Annotated in this window: 17 protein-coding genes and 1 pseudogene; 12 read left to right on the top strand and 6 right to left on the bottom strand. The window is 72.6% G+C overall.

Annotation, left to right across the window (positions count from 1 at the left end; all coding sequences use genetic code 11):
• Positions 1–153 precede the first annotated feature (153 nt).
• Positions 154–834, top strand: coding sequence for a DUF899 family protein (locus HCC30_RS13700; protein WP_169442771.1), 681 nt, complete (start codon positions 154–156; stop codon positions 832–834).
• Here the strand turns inward: HCC30_RS13700 and HCC30_RS29000 are convergent.
• Positions 828–1,697, bottom strand: a complete 870-nt coding sequence (locus HCC30_RS29000; protein ID WP_169442772.1) for a hypothetical protein — start codon at positions 1,695–1,697, stop codon at positions 828–830. The two genes, HCC30_RS13700 and HCC30_RS29000, sit on opposite strands and share 7 nt — an antisense overlap.
• 198 nt (positions 1,698–1,895) lie before the next feature.
• On the opposite strand from HCC30_RS29000, the gene HCC30_RS13710 reads away from it, so the two are divergent.
• The 3 genes from HCC30_RS13710 to HCC30_RS13720 all read left to right on the top strand — a co-directional run bounded on the left by HCC30_RS13710 (position 1,896) and on the right by HCC30_RS13720 (position 4,424).
• The gene (locus HCC30_RS13710) at positions 1,896–2,666 is read left to right on the top strand and encodes an acyl-CoA thioesterase domain-containing protein (protein ID WP_169442773.1); all 771 of its coding nucleotides are present in this window, start codon (positions 1,896–1,898) and stop codon (positions 2,664–2,666) included.
• A gap of 80 nt (positions 2,667–2,746) precedes the next feature.
• On the top strand, positions 2,747–3,601 hold the full coding sequence (gene aac(3) / locus HCC30_RS13715) for an aminoglycoside 3-N-acetyltransferase (RefSeq protein ID WP_169442774.1): 855 nt from the start codon (positions 2,747–2,749) through the stop codon (positions 3,599–3,601).
• Positions 3,602–3,755: 154 nt separating this feature from the next.
• Positions 3,756–4,424, top strand: coding sequence for a GntR family transcriptional regulator (locus HCC30_RS13720; protein WP_169442775.1), 669 nt, complete (start codon positions 3,756–3,758; stop codon positions 4,422–4,424).
• A gap of 22 nt (positions 4,425–4,446) precedes the next feature.
• On the opposite strand, the gene HCC30_RS13725 is transcribed toward HCC30_RS13720, so the two are convergent.
• Positions 4,447–4,899: an NAD(P)H-dependent oxidoreductase gene (locus HCC30_RS13725; RefSeq protein ID WP_169442776.1), complete on the bottom strand. Its 453-nt coding sequence runs from the start codon at positions 4,897–4,899 to the stop codon at positions 4,447–4,449.
• Between the two features lie 140 nt (positions 4,900–5,039).
• Between HCC30_RS13725 and HCC30_RS13730 the strand changes: the two genes are divergently transcribed.
• Positions 5,040–6,167: an alpha/beta hydrolase gene (locus HCC30_RS13730; protein ID WP_169442777.1), complete on the top strand. Its 1,128-nt coding sequence runs from the start codon at positions 5,040–5,042 to the stop codon at positions 6,165–6,167.
• Positions 6,168–6,265: 98 nt separating this feature from the next.
• Here the strand turns inward: HCC30_RS13730 and HCC30_RS13735 are convergent, their stop codons facing one another.
• From HCC30_RS13735 to aceA, 3 genes are all read right to left on the bottom strand, one after another.
• Complete coding sequence (locus HCC30_RS13735) at positions 6,266–7,126, bottom strand: 3-hydroxybutyryl-CoA dehydrogenase (protein ID WP_346776620.1); 861 nt, start codon at positions 7,124–7,126, stop codon at positions 6,266–6,268.
• Between the two features lie 38 nt (positions 7,127–7,164).
• Positions 7,165–8,724, bottom strand: coding sequence for a malate synthase (locus tag HCC30_RS13740; protein ID WP_169442779.1), 1,560 nt, complete (start codon positions 8,722–8,724; stop codon positions 7,165–7,167).
• Between the two features lie 89 nt (positions 8,725–8,813).
• A complete protein-coding gene (gene aceA, locus HCC30_RS13745) occupies positions 8,814–10,094 on the bottom strand; it encodes an isocitrate lyase (RefSeq protein ID WP_169442780.1) in 1,281 nt (426 codons plus the stop codon).
• Between the two features lie 441 nt (positions 10,095–10,535).
• Here aceA and HCC30_RS13750 point away from each other — a divergent pair, with 441 nt between their 5' ends.
• From HCC30_RS13750 to kdpC, 7 genes and pseudogenes are all read left to right on the top strand, one after another.
• Entirely contained in the window at positions 10,536–12,014 is a 1,479-nt protein-coding gene (locus HCC30_RS13750; RefSeq protein ID WP_169442781.1) for a helix-turn-helix domain-containing protein, read from the top strand.
• A 78-nt stretch (positions 12,015–12,092) separates the two neighbouring features.
• On the top strand, positions 12,093–12,875 hold the full coding sequence (locus HCC30_RS13755) for a class I SAM-dependent methyltransferase (RefSeq protein WP_169442782.1): 783 nt from the start codon (positions 12,093–12,095) through the stop codon (positions 12,873–12,875).
• 180 nt (positions 12,876–13,055) lie between these two features.
• Positions 13,056–13,145: a K(+)-transporting ATPase subunit F gene (locus tag HCC30_RS13760; RefSeq protein ID WP_169442783.1), complete on the top strand. Its 90-nt coding sequence runs from the start codon at positions 13,056–13,058 to the stop codon at positions 13,143–13,145.
• 267 nt (positions 13,146–13,412) lie between these two features.
• Positions 13,413–13,520, top strand: a complete 108-nt coding sequence (kdpF, locus tag HCC30_RS13765) for a K(+)-transporting ATPase subunit F (protein ID WP_169442784.1) — start codon at positions 13,413–13,415, stop codon at positions 13,518–13,520.
• An 8-nt stretch (positions 13,521–13,528) separates the two neighbouring features.
• Complete coding sequence (gene kdpA, locus HCC30_RS13770) at positions 13,529–15,193, top strand: potassium-transporting ATPase subunit KdpA (protein ID WP_169442785.1); 1,665 nt, start codon at positions 13,529–13,531, stop codon at positions 15,191–15,193.
• 107 nt (positions 15,194–15,300) lie between these two features.
• Positions 15,301–17,337 (top strand): annotated as a pseudogene (gene kdpB / locus HCC30_RS13775) (potassium-transporting ATPase subunit KdpB); the annotation flags it as partial.
• A 3-nt stretch (positions 17,338–17,340) separates the two neighbouring features.
• Positions 17,341–17,958: a potassium-transporting ATPase subunit KdpC gene (gene kdpC / locus HCC30_RS13780; protein WP_169442787.1), complete on the top strand. Its 618-nt coding sequence runs from the start codon at positions 17,341–17,343 to the stop codon at positions 17,956–17,958.
• Positions 17,959–18,735: 777 nt separating this feature from the next.
• Here kdpC and HCC30_RS13785 read toward each other — a convergent pair.
• Positions 18,736–19,386 (bottom strand): GntR family transcriptional regulator, encoded by a 651-nt coding sequence (locus HCC30_RS13785; protein WP_169442788.1) that lies wholly within the window; start codon positions 19,384–19,386, stop codon positions 18,736–18,738.
• Between the last annotated feature and the right edge of the window lie 92 nt (positions 19,387–19,478).

Genomic DNA, 19,478 nt, shown 5'->3' on the forward strand with positions numbered 1-19,478 from the left:
CCGTTCGGCGGCCTCTCCGGCGAATTCCCGCTCCCGCCCGGCCACCTGCGCATTCCCCGGCCCCGTCGTTTCGTTGCCCGTCGCCTTCCGGGTCCGGGAATACCGTGGTGAGCCGAATCGAGGGGGCACGTACAGGAAAGGCTGGAATCAGGGATGCGGTACACGAATCTCACCGGCGAATCCGCCGAATACACCGAGGCGCGCGAGGAACTGGGCCAGGCCGAGACGGAACTGATGCGGCACCGCGAACGCGTCGCCGCGATGCGCCGCGCCCTGCCGCAGGGACCGGTCCTGGACGACTACGTCCTGGAGGAGGGCCCCGCCGACCTGGCCGACGGGGACGCGCCGGTACGGAACGTACGGCTGAGTGAACTGTTCACCGGGCCGGGGCGCGAACTGGTCGTCTACCAGTTCATGTACGGCAAGCGGCAGACCGAACCGTGCCCCATGTGCACGATGTGGCTCGACGGCTTCAACGGAGTGGCCCGCCACATCGGCCGGACCGTCGACCTCGCGGTCGTCGCCGCGGCCTCCCTGCCCGCCCTCCGCGCGCACGCCAGGAACCGGCAGTGGACCAACCTGCGCCTGCTGAGCGCCGGTTCGAGCACCTTCAAGTACGACCTGGGCGGCGAGGACGCCGAGGGCAACCAGGACTCCACCGTCACCGTCCTCACCCGCGACGCCGACGGCGCGGTACGGCACTTCTACTCCACGCACCCGCGCCTGTCCGACGACATCGACGAGCGCGGCATCGACCTGCTCACCCCCGTCTGGCACCTCCTCGACCTCACCCGGGCAGGCCGCGGCGACTGGTACGCGGGCCTCGACTACTGACCGCCCCGCCGGTGCAGGAGCGCGAGGCACGTCTGGGCGAAGGGGAGGGCCAGGGCACCGGTGAGGAGGGCGGCGAGGGCGACGGGGACGAGCCGGGCAGCGGCGTGGGCGGCGTACGGGTTGTCCGGGCCGAGGGCCGTGAACGCGGTGGCGACGGCGGGGCGGAGGGGCAGGGCGGCGGCCGGCGTCAGGAGGAACGTGCCCAGGGTGCACGCGCCCAGCGGCAGGGCGACCGCCGCCGTGCGCCGCCACCCGAGCCCGCTCCGGACCAGCAGCCATGAGCGCCACAGTGCCGCGACCGGCGCGAACCCCTCGGCGGCGGCCGCCGGCGCCAGCGCCAGCCCGAGCCGCACCCCTCCCGCCGCGAGCAGGGCGAGACAGCCGGGCACGGCCCGTACGGGGTCCGGGGCCGCCGGGGCGGCGAGGGCGATCGCCTCGTACGCCAGGAACCCGGCGGTCGGCGGAACTCCGGTGCACAGGGCGCGCAGTACGTAGACCGCCGCGACGGTGCGTGCCCGTGCGGCGGCCGTGCCGGTGGGCGCGGCCGCGCGGGAGTGCAGCAGCTGGAGCCGCGCGCTGCCGAGCAGCGCGAGCAGCAGCAGGAAGGGGAGCCCGCAGAGCGCCACGAGCCACGGAACGCCGAGGTCGGGGGCGTACGAGTCCTGGGCGCGCCGGGCCTCGGCGGCCCCGTTCTCCATCTCCGTGAACGCGGGCCAGGACACCAGGAAGCAGACGGCCGTGAGCGCCAGCCCGCCCAGCGCCGCCGCCCCGACGACGCGCAGCGTCCGCCCCCGCAGCGCCCGTCCGCCGTCCCGCAGGACACCGGACGCCTCCCGGAACACGCACGGTCGTCCGTCCGTCATGCGCTCTCTCTCCACGGTCCGCCGGCTCTCGGAGAGAGCGACGTGCGCGCGGGGCCCGGTGGTTCTCCCCGTGCGGCGTCCAACAGGGCATGCACACACAGGTGTTCGGCCGGGGCCGGAATGTCCACGCTCCGGAAGGGAAGGGTCCAGGGGCTGTCCGGAAAGCGGAACGGCAGGCAGCGGGAGAACGGAGTGAGCGTGGCGTACTTCGAGCGGGTGGGCGCGTCGGTGTTCCGGCCGACCCGTCACGTCGGCGGGGCCTGGGACCCCGAGGAGCAGCACATCGGCCCGGCCCTGGGACTGCTGGCCCACCTGGTCGAGCAGGACCGGGACGCCCGCCGCGACGACGGGCTGCACATCGGGCGGCTCTCCTACGACATCCACGGCCGGGTGCCGCTGGAGGACGTCGAGTCCGGGGTACGGGTGGCCCGCGCGGGGCGCACCGTCGAACTCGTCGAGGCCGAACTCGCGCACGCCGGACGCACCGTGGTCGCCGTCCGCGCCTGGCTGATGCGGCCGGGCGACAGCGGCGCCGTCGAGGGCACCGGCCTGCCCGGCATCCCGGGACCGGAGAGTATGAAGCCGTGGGACCCGTCCACGGTCTGGCCCGGCGGCTTCGTCGCCTCCGCCGAGGTGCGCCGGGACCGTACCGGGCCCGGCCGCGCGGCCTTCTGGATCCGCACCGAGCACCAGCTCGTCGCGGGCGAGCCCGTCGGCCCGCTCGCCGGTGCCGCGACGCTCTTCGACCTCGCCAACGGCATGGCGGTGCGCGCCGATCCGCAGGACCTGGCCTTCCCGAACCTCGACCTCACGGCCCACCTGTTCCGGCAGCCGCGGGGCGCGTGGACGGGCTTCGACACCACGGTCTCCTTCGGACCGACGGGCCTCGGCCTGACCAGCAGCACCCTGCACGACCAGCACGGCCCTCTCGGCACCCTGGCCCAGAGCCTGACCCTGCGCACCCACTAGAGCCCCGCCCCGAACCCGCCGCGCACCACCGGCAGTTATTCGCTTGCCGCAGGCGCCCGTCCGCCCGCTACCGTCCGTTCATGGACGAAACGGCCCTGCTGAAGCGCTCCGACGGCCCGGTCACCCGCTCCCGGCTCGCCCGCGATCTGTCCGCGCTCGGCCTGACCACGGGCGACACGGTCATGTTCCACACCGAGATGTCCGCCCTCGGCTACGTGGCGGGCGGCTCCCGGACGGTGATCGACGCGCTCCTCGACGTCGTCGGCGCACCGGGCACCCTGATGGTGACCTGCGGCTGGAACGACGCCCCGCCCTACGGGTTCACCGACTGGCCGCGCGCCTGGCAGGAGGCGCTGCGCGCCGAACACCCCGCGTACGACCCGGACCTGAGCGAGGCCGACCACCACAACGGGCGGCTCCCCGAAGCCCTGCGCCGCCGCCCGGGCGCCGTACGCAGCAGGCACCCCGACGTCAGCTTCGCCGCGCTCGGCGCGGCGGCCCACGCCCTGATGGCCGACCACCCCTGGGACGACCCGCACGGCCCCGGCAGCCCGCTGGCCCGGCTGGCCGCCCTGGGCGGCCGCGTACTGCTGCTGGGCGCACCGCTGGACGCGCTCACGCTCCTGCACCACGCCGAGGCCCTGGCCGACGTGCCCGGCAAGCGGTTCGTGGAGTACGAGCAGCCGATCCTCGTCGACGGGCGGCGGGTGTGGCGGCGCTTCCACGACATCGACTCGGAGGACGGCGCCTTCGACTACTCCGCCGTGGTCCCCGACGGCACCTGGCCCTTCGAGACCATCGCCCGGGCCATGCTCACCGCCGGATTCGGCCGCAGGGGACGGGTGGGCGCCGCGGAATGCCATCTCTTCGAGGCGGCGGAGACCGTGGACTTCGGCGTCGCCTGGCTGGAGGAAAACCTGCGCACGGCCCCCTAGCGCGGCTTCTTAACCCCTTCCTCGCAGCGGACGACAATCCCTCAACGGCCTTTCCCACCACCGGTTTTCCGGATGTGGAAAAGCTGTGCGTGGACTGGTATATCAGCTTGTGCGGTAAGGTATGAGAGACCGTTCGACGAGTCAAGGGGGCTCCATGCAGAACGTGTTGACGATCTCGGGCGCCGAGGAACTGTCGTACGCCGAGCGCGCGTACCGCGCCATACGCGACAGCCTGGTGATGCTGGAGATCCGTCCCGGTGCGCCGGTCAACGAGGATCAGCTCTCCCAGGAACTGGGCGTCGGGCGGACGCCGGTCCGGGAGGCGCTCAAGCGGCTGCAGTACGAGCGGCTCATCGTCACCTACCCCCGGCGCGGCACCTTCGCCACCGAGGTCAACATCACCGACCTCGCCCACATCTCCGAGGTGCGCCAGCAGTTGGAGCCGATGGCCGCGGCCCAGGCCGCGCGGCGCGCGACCGAGCAGGACCGCACGGAGCTGGAGGAACTGCTGCACGAACTGGAGCACACGGACACCAGCAGACGGGATTCCGGCGAGCTGATGCGCATGGATCTCCGGGTGCACCGGGCGATCTACGGCGCCACCCACAACCCGTACCTGGAGGACACCCTCGTCCGGCACGACAACCTGGCCACCCGCATCTGGTGCCTCTTCCTGGACCGGTTGCCCGGCGGGGTCAGCGGCCACGTCGAGGAGCACCGCCCGCTGCTGGTGGCGATCGCCGAGGGCGACGCGGACAAGGCGGCCGAACTCGCCCGCAGCCACGTCGAAGGCTTCGAGGCGGCCGTACGCGCGGCCATCTGAGCCGCCCGGCCGGCGGCCCCGGTCAGGGCATGAGCCCCGCCGCCACCGTCGCGCCCAGGTTCCAGCAGGCCTCCACGTCCGCCTTCGAGGGCTCGCCGGTGACGAGGACGTTCTCCGCCGCCTTGGGCCAGCCGAGGCCGGTGGTGACGGACTCGATGCCGCGCACCGCGCCGGTCGTGTCGTTGTTCCCGTGCACGTACAGCCCGTACGGGCGGCCCCGGGCCGTGTCCAGCACCGGGTAGTAGACGGTGTCGAAGAAGACCTTCAGGGCGCCGCTCATCATGCCCAGATTGGCGGGCGTCCCGAGGATGTAGCCGTCGGCGTCCAGCGCGTCCTGCACGGTGGCGGACAGCGCGGGCCTGCGGACGACCTCGACGTCCTCGATGCCGTCCGTCGTCGCCCCGGCGACGACGGCCTCGAACATGGCCTGCAGGTTGGGCGACGGGGTGTGGTGAACGATCAGCAGTTTCGGCACGTCACGAGGGTGCCGCCCGGACGCCGGCGGATCAAGCCCGGACCCGTGTGACGTGCGGCGGCACCTGCTCGTCGCTTTCCGATCATTTCCGTCCTCTATGCTTCGCCGCCCTGCCGGTGCGTGAATCAAGGAGTCGGGCCGTGCGCCTCCCTCGCAACAACCGGGTGTCCTCGGGCGGTTCCGCCCGCCCGAGGCGCCTCCTCGCCGTCACCCTGCTCGCGGGCCTGCCCCTGATCGGGGCCACCGCCTGCGGCGGGCTGCCCGGCGCCGACACGACCCAGGACGTGAGCCGCCCCGCGCACGGCCGGCCCGCCGAACGCCCCGCCACCTGCGTCGACGAGCGGAAGGACGAGCGGAAGAAGGACGGGAAGGGGGAGGGGAAGCGGATCAGCGCCCCCTCCCCGAACGGGAAGCCGGCACTCCCCGTGCCCACGCACGAGGACGTCCCGTACGCCGGTACCTCGGACGCGCAGAAACTCGACCTCTACCTCCCCGAGAACGCGGGCAAGGACGCCCCGCTGATCATCAACGTGCACGGCGGCTCCTTCCGGCAGGGCGACAAGGACATGGAGAAGCCGAACATCGCCCACCAGCTCCGCCGGGGCTACGCCGCCGCGAGCGTCAACTACCGCCTCACCGGAGAGGCGTTGTTCCCCGCCGGGGTGCAGGACGTGAAGGCCGCCGTGCGCTGGCTGCGCGCACACGCCGGCGCCTGCGGCTTCGACCCGGGACGCCTGGTCATCTGGGGCGAGTCCGCCGGCGGCTACATGGCACAGATGGTCGCCGTCACCGGTGGCCGGAAAACGATGTTCGACGATCCGGCGCTCGGCCACGCGGACGTCTCCTCCGCCGTCCAGGCCGCCGTCGTCTGGTACGCGCCGAACAACTTCGGCGCCATGGACGACCAGTTCAGGGAGGACACCCCGAAGGTCTGCGAAGGACGCCTGCACCCCCGGGACTCCGCCGCCTCCTCCGAGTCGCAGTGGCTGGGCGCCGCACTGCCCACGATCCCCGGGAAGGTGCGGCGGGCCGACCCGCTCACCTACCTGGACACGGCACGCGACCTGCCGCCGTTCAGCATCGCCACCGGCGACGCCGACTGCCTCGTCCCGCACCAGCAGTCCCGCGAACTCCACAAGGCCGTCCGCAGGACCGGCACCCGCGCCGAACTCAGCATCGTGCCGGGCGTGGGCCACGGCCCCGTCGTCGACCGCGCCGAGGTCGGCAACGCCCTCCACTTCCTCGACCGCACCTTCGACCGGGGGTGAGCGGTGCACGCGCCGCGGCGCCCGGCACGGGCCTCTGAACCGTGCCGGGCGCCGTCCCGCGCCCGCCCCTCAACGGGCGCGGGAGGTACCAGGACCCCTCATCGGCCCTGGTCGTACACGTGGAACCCGTGACCGGACTTGCGGCCCAGCAGCCCGGCCTCGACCATGCGCCGCAGGAGCGGCGGCGCGGCGTACAGCGGTTCCTTGAACTCCTCGTACAGCGAGTCCGCGATGGAGGCGACGGTGTCGAGGCCGATCAGGTCCGCGAGCCTGAGCGGCCCCATGGGGTGGGCGCAGCCCAGCTCCATTCCGGCGTCGACGTCCTCGGCCGTGGCGAAGCCGGACTCGGCCATGCGGACCGCCGAGAGCAGGTAGGGGACGAGCAGCGCGTTGACGACGAAGCCGGCCCGGTCCCGGGAGCGCACCACCGTCTTGCCGAGGACGTGCGCGGCGAACTCCTCGGCGTCCCGGGCCGTTTCGGCCGAGGTGTGCAGCGAGGTGACGAGTTCGACGAGGGGCAGTACGGGGACCGGGTTGAAGAAGTGCAGGCCCACCACCCGGTCCGCGCGCCCGGTCGCCATGCCGAGCCGCATCACCGGAACCGAGGAGGTGTTGGTGGCCAGCACGGCCCCGGGATCCTCGACGATCTTGTCGAGCGCCGCGAAGACCTCTGCCTTGGCCTCCGCGTTCTCCACGACGGCCTCGACGACGAGCTGCCGGTCGGCCAGGTCCTCCAGCTCTCCGGTGAACACGAGCCGGGAGAGGGCGTCTTCAGCCTCGGGCCGTGCCAGCTTGCCGCGCCCGACGGCGCGTTCCAGCGAGCCCGCCACCCGCTCCCGGGCCGCCCTGGCGGCCGTCCCGTCCGCCTCGCGGACGACGGTGTCGAGCCCGGCGCGTGCGCACACCTCCGCGATTCCGGCGCCCATCTGCCCGCCGCCGACGACACCGACCCGCCGCACGGCACGGACCGGAGCGGGAGGCGACGCCTCCACGGGGCTCACGCCCGGACCTCACGGGTACGGACGAGGTGCGCGGCGTAGGCCTCCGTGGTGAAGAAGGCGGGCAACTCCCGTGCCAGCGCCGTGCGTTCGAGGACGGAACGGGCCTGGACGACCAGCGCGTCCGGGTCCTCGCGGGCCAGCGCGGCGCACTCCTCGTCGAGCAGCGCGAGCACGGTGGCGCGGTCGTCCGCGCCGTGCCGCAGCCACTGCCAGAGGTGACAGCGGGCGATCTCGGCGGTGGAGGCGTCCTCCACCAGACCGTCCAGCGTGACCGCGCCCCGGCCCCGCAGCCAGGAGTCGATGTACCGCAGCGCGACGGCGACGTCCGCCCGGATGCCCTCCGACGTCGGGGGTCCCGCGGTCCGGCGGACCGCCAGCAGGTCGCGCGCGGTGACGTGCACGTCCTCCCTGGTGTGCTCGATCTGGTGCGGACGCCCCGCGAGGCGGCCGTCGAACACCCGGCGGCAGACCGGCACCAGCGCCGGGTCGACCACGGCGGAGCCGTCGAAGCCCTCCTCGGCCTCCCGCTCCTTGTCCAGCCGCACCGCCGCCGGCTCCTCGGCCGCCGGTCCCGTGCCGGTCAGCTGCTGGGCCAGGCCGCCGATGGCGTGGGCGCCGCGCCGGTGGCAGGTGCGCACGAGCAGGTCGGTGTACGCGCGCAGGAACGGTGCGGTCATGGTGAGCTTGCCGCGGTCGGGCAGCAGGTAGTCGGGACGGTGCGCGAAGTTCCGCACGAGGCTGAAGAGGTAGTCCCAGCGTCCCGCGTTCAACCCGGCGCTGTGCTCGCGCAGTTCGTGGAGGATCTCCTCCATCTCGAAGGCGGCGGTGACGGTCTCGACGAGGACGGCGGCCCGGACGGTGCCGCGTGGAATGCCGAGCAGCTCCTGGGCGAGGACGAACACGTCGTTCCACAGCCGGGCCTCGTAGTGGTTCTCCAGCTTGGGCAGGTAGAAGTACGGGCCGCGGCCGGCGTCGAGCTGCCGCCTGGCGCAGTGGAAGAAGTACAGCCCGAAGTCCACGAGGGAGGCGGACACCGGCTCCCCGCCGACGCGCAGGTGCTCCTCCGTGAGGTGCCAGCCGCGCGGCCGGACGACGACGGTGGCGAGGCGTCCGGGAGCGGCGCGGACGAGGCGGCCCTCGGACGCGTCCCGCAGCACGAGCTGGCCGTCGACGATGTTCTGCCAGGTGGGGGAGGTGGCGTCCTCGAGGTCCGCCATCCACACCTGGGCGCCGGAGGTGAGGGCGCGGGCGGCCGCGTCACGGGCGGGCGGGCCGGTGATCTCCACCCGCCGGTCGGTGAGGCCGGGAGCGGGCGCGGCAACCCGCCAGCCGGGGTCGTCCCGGACGGGGGCCGTGGCCACCGAGAAGTCCAGGGGCTCGCCGGACGCGAGCCGGAGGGCGCGGCGCCGGCGCTCGGTGAGCAACGCCAGGCGCCGCTCGCCGAAGGCGGTGTGGAGCCGGCCGACGAAGTCGAGCGCCTCCGGCGTGAGGATCTCGTCGTGCCGGTGCCCGGGCGGGCCGGTCACCTCGACACGGTGGGCGAGAGCGGGGGACATGCGGGACTCCCTGAGGGAAGAGACCGTCGTGGAGCGTCGGACGGGGGAGAGGCACCCGCCGGTGGCCGGCCACCGGCGGGTGCGGCTCTCTAGTGGAACTGCTCCTCCTCGGTGGAGCCGGTGAGCGCTGTGGTGGCCGAGGCGGGGTTGAGGGCGGTGGAGACCTGGTCGAAGTAGCCGGTGCCCACCTCCCGTTGGTGCTTGACGGCGGTGAACCCGTCCTGCTGCGCGGCGAACTCCTTCTCCTGGAGGTCGACGTAGGCCGTCATGCCGCTCTCCGCGTAGCCCTTGGCGAGGTCGAACATGCCGTGGTTGAGGGAGTGGAAACCGGCCAGGGTGATGAACTGGAACCGGTAGCCCATGGCGGCCAGTTCGCGCTGGAACTTGGCGATCTGGTCGTCGTCCAGCGCGGCCCGCCAGTTGAACGAGGGCGAGCAGTTGTACGCCAGCATCTGGTCCGGGTACCGGGCGTGGATCGCCTCGGCGAACTCGCGGGCCTGCGCCAGGTCCGGGGTGCCGGTCTCCATCCACAGCAGGTCGGCGTGCGGGGCGTAGGCCAGGCCACGGGCGATGACCGGCTCCATCCCGTTCCGCACCCGGTGGAAGCCCTCTCCGGTGCGCTCGCCGGTGCAGAACCGCGCGTCGCGCTCGTCGACGTCGCTGGTCAGCAGGTTCGCGGCGAGAGCGTCGGTGCGGGCCACGATGACGGTGGGCACGTCGGCGATGTCGGCCGCCAATCGGGCCGCGTTCAGGGTCCGGATGTGCTGGGAGGTGGGCACGAGGACCTTGCCGCCCAGGTGGCCGCACTTCTTCTCGGAGGCGAGCTGGTCCTCGTAGTGGATTCCCGCGGCGCCCGCCTCGATCATCGCCTTCGTCAGCTCGAAGGCGTTGAGCGGGCCGCCGAAGCCCGCCTCGGCGTCCGCGACGACCGGTGCGAGCCAGTCGGTGTCGTCGCCCGCGTCTTCGGCGGTGGCGATCTGGTCGGCGCGCAGCAGCGCGTTGTTGATCCGGCGCACCGTCTGCGGAACGGAGTTGGCGGGGTAGAGGCTCTGGTCGGGGTAGGTCTGCCCGGCCAGGTTGGCGTCGGCGGCGACCTGCCAGCCCGACAGGTAGATCGCCTGGAGCCCGGCCCTGACCTGCTGCACGGCCTGGCCGCCGGTGAGCGCCCCGAGCGCGTGGATGTAGTCGCGTTCGTGGAGCTGCCGCCACAGCCGCTCGGCGCCGCGCCGCGCGAGGGTGTGCTCCTCGTGGACGCTCCCGGACAGCCGGACGACGTCGCCCGCGCCGTAGCTGCGCTCGATGCCCTGCCAGCGGGGGTCGGTCGCCCAGCGCCGGGCGAGCTGTTCGGCTGTGGTCTGCGTGTCCGCCATGACTGTCTCCCGAGGGTGGCGGCCCGGGGGCCGCGGAGTGATGGGTGAGGTGTGCGAAGTTCTGCGAAGGTCCAGGCAGTTCGGCGCCGGAGGCCGCACCTGCATGGCATCGGGTGCCACATGGGTTGGTTGTCCTGACGTCTGCCGGGGCGGCCCGCCGGTGAACCGGTGGAGACGATGGACGCGTACCGCCGCACGAGGGCCGGGATCTCCGACGTCAGGGCGTGAATCGCGCCCCGGTTCGTGTGGTGGTCGCCGGTGTCCCGGCGGGCCGTGTCACTGAATCTGTCATCGGCACGGAGTGCCAACAAGGGGGGAATGCTGCTAAGTTCTGCTCATCTTGAACCCCGCCTTTGCCAAGTCTGCGAAGCGCACGGGACCTTGTGGGCGGGGCCCGCTTCCGCCGCGGCCCGCGGCGCAGCGCCAGGAAGGAGTGCCGCCGTGAGCAGGACCTACGCGGGAGCCCGGCTGCGCCGGCTGCGCGAGGACCGGGGCCTCAAACAGGCCGAACTCGCCCGCCTGCTCGGCATCTCGCCCAGCTACCTGAACCAGATGGAGCACGAATCCCGGCCGCTCACGGTGCCCGTACTGCTCCGCCTGACCGAGACGTTCGGCATCGACGCCGGCTTCTTCTCGGAACGGGACACCAGCCGCCTCGTGGCGGACCTGCGCGAGGCGCTGGCCGGCGCGGTGGACGCGGCCCGCGTCTCGCCCTCGGACCTGTCCGAACTGGCCGCGCGGATGCCGGACGTGGCGACGGCCCTGATCGACCTCGCACGGCGCAACCGGGGCCTGGCCGAGCAGGTGTCCGAGGTCGCCGAGGGGCGCGGCCCGGGCGCCGGCGCGGTGTCCGCACGGCCGCCGCGCTCCGCGCACGAGGAGATCCGCGAGTTCTTCTACCGCCGCCGGAACTACCTGCACGAGACGGACCTCGCCGCCGAGTCCCTCGCCGCACGCATCGGCATCCGCCCCGGCGAGGTGCGGCGCGCGCTCACCACGCGCCTCGCCGAGCACGGCGTACGGCTCGCCGACGACCCCTCCGGGCAGCGCCACGGGCACCGGGACGACCAGCACCACCAGCACCACTACGACCCCGAAACCCGCGTCCTGCACCTCTCCGCCCGACTGCGGCCCGGTCAGCGGGCGTTCCGGATGGCCACCCAGCTCGCGCTGCTGGAGCACGGCGACGCGATATCGGCGCTCGCCGCCGAGGACTTCCCCACCGGCTCGCAGGCGTGGACGCTGGCCCGGATCGGCATCGCCAACTACTACGCCGCCGCGCTGATCCTGCCCTACCGCGCCTTCCACGCCGCCGCCGAGGAGGTCCGTTACGACATCGAGCGGCTGACCGACCGCTTCGGCCTCGGCCACGAGACGGTCTGCCACCGGCTCAGCACCCTCCAGCGGCCGAAACTGCGCGGTGTCCCCTTCTCCTTCGTCCGGGTCGACCGCGCGGGCAACCTCTCCAAACGCCAGTCCGCGACCGACTTCCACTTCTCCAGAACCGGCGGTACGTGCCCGCTGTGGGGCGTGTACGACGCGTTCGCCGCGCCGGGACGCATCCACGTACAGGTCGCCGCGATGCCCGACGGGCAGCGCCACCTGTGGACCTCGCGGACCGTCACCCGGAACCGGGGCGGCTGGGGCGAGCCGGGCAAGACCTTCGTCATCGCGCTGGGCTGCGAGATCCGGCACGCCTCCCGGGTCGTCTACTCCGACGGCCTCGACCTCGACAACGCCGCGGCCGCCACACCCATCGGCATGGGCTGCCGCGTCTGCGAGCGCACCGACTGCCCGCAGCGCGCGGTACCGCCGCTGGACCGCGCACTGTCCGTCGACGAACACAGCAGCACCTTCGTCCCGTACCCGGTGCGGGAGGGCGGGCCGCCGTCCGGGAACCGAACACCGCACGGCGGCTGAACGCTCCGGCGCGGAACGGGGCGTGGCCGACCGGAATCCGATGTCCCGGGGCAGCCCGTCCCGCTACAGTGCGGCCCCATGGACGACGCCGCCGCCACCGCACCCCCGCGCCTGACCCGGCTCACCTTCCACGGGCCCCTGTCCGAGCACCGGGCGGCCCGGATGATCCACCGGCTCACCCGCCAGGTCCCGTCCCCGCCGGCGACCGTGCTCGACATCGGCTGCGGCTGGGGCGAGTTCACCCTCCGCGTCCTGGAGGCCGTACCCACGGCCACCGGACTCGGCCTCGACCTGGACGAGGACGACCTGGCACGCGGACGGGCCGAGGCGCGGACGCGCGGGCTGGCCGAACGCGTCCGCTTCGTACGGGAGTCGGCCGTCGGCACCCGGCGCGGGCCCGCCGACCTCGTGCTGTGCCTCGGCGCCGGCCAGGCGCTCAGCGACGCGACGCCGCCCGGGCACACCGCACCGGCGCTGCGCGCGCTGCGCCGGCTGGTCGCCCCGGGCGGCCGCGTGCTGCTCGGCGAGGGCATCTGGCAACGCCCGCCGGAGCAGGCCGAGTTGGCGCAGATGTGGCCCGGCGCCCGCGCGGCCGAGCACCACGGGCTCGCGGAACTCGTCGACCTGGCCGTCGCCGCGGGCTTCCGCCCCGCGTGGATCGAGACCGCGAGCCGTGACGAATGGGAGGAGTTCGAGTCGGGCTACCGCGCCGACGTCGAGGCATGGCTCGCCGCCCACCCCGGCCACCCGCAGGCCGAGGAGACCCGCGCCCGCGCCGACCGGCACCGCGCCGCCTGGCTCCGCGGCTACCGCGACGTCCTGGGCCTCGCCTACCTGACCCTCGTCCCCGTCGAGGCGTGAAGCCCCGGGCGAACGGCCGGCGTCAAGGATCTCCCCACGGGCGTCAGAGCGCTGTCAACGGGCGCCGGCCCGGCCCTCCGACGGCCGCAGACTGGCCCCGTCCGGCCCGGTGACGAGGGCCGCCGCGGCCGGACGTCCGAACCCGTGACGGCCCTCCGCGGTGAGCGAAGGAGCGCAGTCGTGAGCGTGGAGAACATCGTGGGGCTGGTCATCGCGGGCAGCCTCGTCGGATACCTGATCCTCGCCCGCAAGTACCCCGACCGGTTCTGACCCGAAGACGGGGGCCGGTTCCGGCCCGAGGGGCGGGTTCCGGCCGCCGGTGGTGACGGCCGACGTCAGAGCGGTGTCAAGACCGGGCCGGGCGGCGTATGAGGGGCGTCAGAGGGCGTCGTGGCCGCCCGGTCCGGGGCTTGTAATCGGACCGTCCGATCACGTCGTACCTCATCAGGAGTGCTCGATGGCCGATGCGGCCTTCGTCGTCACCACGGTCGCGCTGTTCGCGCTGGTGGCGCTCATCGCCAAGGGGGTGGCGAAGCTGTGACCGCCCTTCTCGACGGACGTGCCGAGATCCTCGTCGGCCTCGTCGTCGCCGTCCCCTTGCTGGGCTATCTCGTTCTCGCCCTCGTACGCCCGGAGAGGTTCTGACCCCGCACATGAGCCCCGTACTCGCTGACGTGCTCCAGGTGTCCGCGCTCGTGGCGGCGCTGGCCCTCGTGCACCGTCCACTCGGCGACTGGATGGCCGCCGTCTACTCGTCCACCCGGCACCTGCGCGCCGAGCGGTGGATCTACCGCTGCATCGGCGCCGACCCGGACGCCGGCATGCGCTGGCCCGCCTACCTGCGCGGCGTCCTGGCGTTCTCGCTGGCCGGAGTCGTGTTCCTGTACCTGCTCCAGCGCGTCCAGGACAGGCTGCCGCTGTCCCTCGGCTTCGCGCCGATCTCACCGGACCAGGCGTTCAACACCGCCGTCTCGTTCGTGTCGAACACCAACTGGCAGTCCTACGCGGGGGAGACGGCGATGAGCCACGTCACCCAGACCGCCGGACTCGCCGTGCAGAACTTCGTCTCGGCCGCCGTCGGCATGGCCGTCGCGGTGGCACTCGTACGGGGCTTCGCCCGCTCCCGCACCGGCGAACTCGGCAACTTCTGGGCCGACCTGGTACGCGGCGTCGTCCGCGTACTGCTGCCGCTGTCCCTGGTCGCGGCCGTGCTGCTGGTCGCCTGCGGCGCGGTGCAGAACTTCGGCGACGTGCACACCGTCACGACGCTGACCGGGGAGCAGCAGTCGATCAGCCCAGGGGCCGTCGCCTCCCAGGAGGTCATCAAGGATCTGGGCACCAACGGCGGCGGCTACTACAACGCCAACTCGGCGCACCCCTTCGCCAATCCCGGCGGGCTGTCGAACCTGCTGGAGATCTTCCTGCTCCTGGTGATCCCCTTCTCGCTGCCGCGCACCTTCGGCCGGATGACCGGCTCGCCCCGGCAGGGCTACGCGATCGTCTCCGCGATGGCCGTCATCTGGGGAGCGGGCGTACTGGCCGTCACCTGGCTGGAGTTCGCCCACCCCGGCGCCGCGGCGCAGCTCGCGGGCGGCGCCATGGAGGGCAAGGAGCAGCGGTTCGGCGAGGGCGCCTCGTCCCTGTTCGCGGTGTCGACGACGATGACGTCCACCGGCTCCGTCAACTCCTTCCACGACTCCTTCGGCGGCCTCTCCGGCGGGGTGCTGATGCTGGGCATGATGCTCGGCGAGATCGCACCCGGAGGCGTCGGCTCCGGTCTGTACGGGATGCTCGTCATGTCGGTGATCGCGGTGTTCATCGCGGGACTGATGGTCGGCCGCACCCCCGAGTTCCTGGGCAAGCGGATCGGCCCCCGGGAGATCAAGGCCGCCGCGCTGTACATCCTCGTCACCCCGGCGCTCGTCCTCGTCGGCACCGCCGTCGCGATGGCCCTGCCGGACGGCGAGAAGGCCATGACGAACCTCGGCGCCCACGGCTTCTCCGAGGTGCTGTACGCGTACGCGTCCGCGTCCAACAACAACGGCTCGGCCTTCGCCGGGCTCGGCGCCGACACCCCGTTCTTCAACACGACGCTCGGCGTGTGCATGCTCCTCGGCCGGTTCCTGCCGATGGTCTTCGTGCTGGCACTCGCGGGCTCGCTCGCCGAACAACGGCCCACACCCGTCACCGCGGGCACGCTGCGCACCGAAAAACCCCTGTTCACCGGGTTGTTGGTGGGAGTGATCCTGATCATCACCGGTCTCACGTTCTTCCCGGCCCTCGCACTCGGGCCCCTCGCCGAAGGGCTGGCGGCATGACATCGACATCCACAACGACCCGGAAGACGGAATCCCCGGCGGCCGCACCCGCGACGGAGCCCCGGCGGGACACACCGCCCGGCACCACCGGCGGCGGCGCCCGACGGCGCGTCGGCGGAGGCATGTTCACGCCAGGACAGCTGCTGACCTCGCTGCCCGAGGCGCTCCGCAAGACCGACCCGCGGGTGATGGTCCGCACCCCGGTCATGTTCGTGGTCCTCGTCGGCTCGGTGCTCACCACCCTGCTCGCCGCCGCGGACCCGGGGGACTGGTTCGGCTGGGTCATCGCCGCCTGGCTGTGGCTCACCGTCCTCTTCGCCAACCTCGCCGAGGCCGTGGCCGAGGGCCGCGGCAAGGCCCAGGCCGACACCCTGCGCCAGGCCAAGACCGACGCGGTGGCCCGCCGCCTGACCGGCGACGGCTCCGCCGAAGAGCAGGTCCCCGGCGCCGAGTTGCGGGTCGGTGACCTCGTGGTCTGCGAGGCGGGCGACGTCATCCCCGGCGACGGCGACGTCGTCGAGGGCGTCGCCTCCGTCGACGAGTCGGCCATCACCGGCGAGTCGGCACCCGTCATCCGCGAGTCGGGCGGCGACCGGTCCGCGGTGACGGGCGGGACACGGGTGCTCTCCGACCGCGTCGTCGTCCGGATCACCACCAGGCCCGGCGAGTCCTTCATCGACCGCATGATCGGGCTCGTCGAGGGCGCCGCCCGGCAGAAGACGCCGAACGAGATCGCGCTGAACATCCTCCTCGCCTCGCTCACCATCGTCTTCCTACTGGTCGTCGTCACCCTCAGGCCGTTCGCCGGCTACGCGGGCGCCGGCGCGCAGACCACCCTCGTCGTCCTCACGGCCCTGCTGGTCTGCCTCATCCCCACGACCATCGGGGCACTGCTCTCCGCGATCGGCATCGCCGGCATGGACCGCCTCGTGCAGCGCAACGTCCTCGCCACCTCGGGCCGCGCCGTCGAGGCCGCCGGCGACGTGTCGACACTGCTGCTCGACAAGACCGGCACCATCACCCTCGGCGACCGCCGGGCCGCCGAGTTCGTCCCCGTCCACGGCGTCACCGAGGCCGAACTCGCGGACGCCGCCCTGCGCTCCTCGCTCGCCGACGAGACCCCCGAGGGCCGCTCCGTCGTCACCCTCGCGCGGGAGAGGTACGGGCTGTCCGAGGACACCGGCTCCGCGGACGCCGAGTGGGTGCCCTTCACCGCGCAGACCCGCATGTCGGGCGTGGACGCCGACGGCGTCAAGGTCCGCAAGGGCGCGGCCGGTTCGGTCCTCACCTGGGTCGCAGAACGCGGCGGGACGGTGGCCCCCGACGCGCGGCGGCTCGCCGACACCGTCTCCGAGGCCGGCGGCACCCCGCTGCTCGTCGCCGTCGAGGACACCGAAGGACCCCGGGTCCTGGGCGTCATCCACCTCAAGGACGTCGTCAAGGACGGCATGCGCGAACGCTTCGACGAACTGCGCGCCATGGGCATCACCACGATCATGATCACCGGGGACAACCCGCTGACCGCACGTGCCATCGCGGACGAGGCGGGCGTCGACGACTTCCTCGCCGAGGCCACCCCCGAGGACAAGCTGGCCCTCATCAAGCGCGAACAGGCCGGCGGCAAACTCGTCGCCATGACCGGCGACGGCACCAACGACGCCCCCGCGCTCGCGCAGGCCGACGTCGGAGTCGCCATGAACACCGGCACCTCGGCCGCCAAGGAGGCCGGGAACATGGTCGACCTCGACTCCGACCCGACGAAACTCATCGAAATCGTCGAGATCGGCAAGCAACTCCTCATCACCCGCGGCGCGTTGACCACCTTCTCCATCGCCAACGACCTCGCCAAGTACTTCGCCGTCATCCCCGCGATGTTCGCCGTCGCCCACCCGGCCCTGGACAAGCTCAACATCATGGGCCTGGCCTCGCCCGAGTCCGCGATCCTCTCGGCCGTCGTCTTCAACGCGCTGATCATCGTCGCCCTGGTGCCGCTCGCCCTGCGCGGCGTCCGCTACCGGCCGATGAGCGCCGACCGGCTGCTCCGCCGGAACCTGTGCGTCTACGGCCTCGGCGGCCTCGTCGCCCCCTTCCTCGGCATCAAACTCATCGACCTGCTGCTCTCCCTCGTCCCCGGGATCGCGTGACCCATGAACACCTCCCTGACCCGGACGCTCCGCCTGACCGGAGCCGCCTTCCGCGCCCTCCTCGCCCTCACCGTGCTGACCGGGGTGCTCTACCCGCTGGCCGTCACCGGCCTCGCCCAGGGCCTCTTCCCCGACAAGGCCAACGGCTCGATGGTCACATCCGGCGGCCGCGAGGTCGGCTCCGAACTCATCGGCCAGAGCTACACCTTGAAGGGCTCCGGCAAGCCCGACCCGAAATGGTTCCAGGGCCGCCCCTCCCACAGCGGCTACGACCCGCTCGCCACCGGCTCCTCCCAGCTCGGCGCCGACGACCCGAGGCTGGTGACATCCGTGCGGCAGGCCAGGAAGCAGGTCGCCGAGTTCAACGGAGTCCCCGAGGCCGACGTCCCCAAGGACGCCGTCACCGGCTCCGCCTCGGCCATCGACCCCCACATCTCCGTCCCCTACGCCCGCCTCCAGGCCGCCCGCGTCGCCGAAGCCAACAACCTCCCGACCGAACAGGTCCGCTCCCTGATCAGGACCCACACCGAGGACCGCGAACTGGGCATCCTGGGAAACCCGCGGGTGAACGTACTGAAGCTGAACGTGGCCTTGAAGAAGGTTGCTGCGGACGCGAGCTGACGTGACGCCGGGGCCTGGCCGGGGCTGCTTCCGGTTCCGGCTGTGGCCCCGGCCCCGGCTCTCGCGCGGGCGGGCTTCTTCGGGGGGGCGACGTCGTGGGGGGGGATCGCTTCGGGGCATGCCGCTACGCCGCCGGGTTGACGTGCTGTGGGAGGCCTGTTGGACGTGCACGCATGTCCCGGGCGCCGGGGCTCGGACTGGTCGGCTGCTCTCGGCCTCCTCGCGGCCGGCACTCCGTACGCTGTCCCGCCGGGGGGACGCCTGACACCTGCACTTCCACGCCTGCGACGAGATCAACTTCGATATCCACTTGCGGGAGTTGGGGGGCCGGAACCGGCTCGACGTGTTCTGCGACTACCTCCGGGCGACCGGCCGACGGCTGGCCGGGCTGGTGCTGGTGGCCCGTACGAAGCCTGTGGTCGGAGGGTGCTCGGCTTCGCCTTCGACACCGCCCGAGTTGTCCCCCTCGGGGTCCTGATAGCCGAGTGACCGAGGCTGAGAACCAGGGGCTGTCGGCATGCGGAAGGACCCGTCACCGTACGTCCCGAACTTGGGCTCCGCGCATCGGAAACCGCAGGTCGGAGCCTTGTGGGCCGAGCCTCGCAAATCGGCGCAGCGTGCTGCGGTGCCTCCCGGACAGGGCGTCCGTCGGCCTTGTGCCAGGTCTGGCAGCGCCGTCGGCTCGGACGGCCTCGAAAGCCGCAGGGCTCCTAGCGGGAGCGCACGAGTATGGTGGCGGGGGGGCTTTGGGTCGTGCTCAGTGCCCTGTGCCGCGCTCTACGCCGGATCGTGCGCCGCCAGTACATGATCACGGGCGCCCTCGACGTGGGTGATGATCACGCGGCGCAGGGCGTCCGCGTCACGGTCGCGCAGTGCGTCGACCATCGCCTGGTGCTCGTTGTCGATGCGTTCGAGGTCGTGGCCGGAGTGCACCCAGCGGCGGCTGTACGGCTCGACGAGATGGAGCAGCTGGTCGACGAAGCGGAGGGTGAGGCGCCGCTCGGAGAGGTCGTAGATGCGCCGGTGGAAGCGGTAGTTGAGGTCCGCACGGGCGGCGGCGTCGGCACCCTGTCCGCGCATCCGGTCGGCGAGCTCCTGGAGCCCGTCGATGTCCCGGTCGCGGCAGCCGCGCACGATCTCCTCGGCGAGGTGGGGTTCCAACTGGAGTCGCAGTTCGAAGAGTTCGCCGAGCTCGGCGCGGCCCAGCTCGGCGACCAGCATGCCGCGCTGCGGCTGCACCTCGATGAGCCCCTCGGCGGCCAGCGTGTGCAGCGCCTCGCGCAGGGGGATGCGGCTGACCTCCATCTGCGCCGCGAGCTTCTCCTGCACCAGGCGGGTGCCCGGGGGGAGTTCGCCGTCGCGGATGGAGGTGCGGAGCCGTTCGGCGATCAGGCTCGCGCTGTTGCTGGTCCGGACTGCTGGGGTCACCGCCGCAGTCTACCTCTCGTGTCCTCCCTCTTGTGTACCTACGCAGCGGCTGTATACATTCTCGCTCGCTTTCATTCGCAGCGACTGTATAC

This window comes from Streptomyces sp. HNM0574 (assembly GCF_012726235.1).
In the GTDB taxonomy this organism is placed as follows: Bacteria; Actinomycetota; Actinomycetes; order Streptomycetales; family Streptomycetaceae; genus Streptomyces.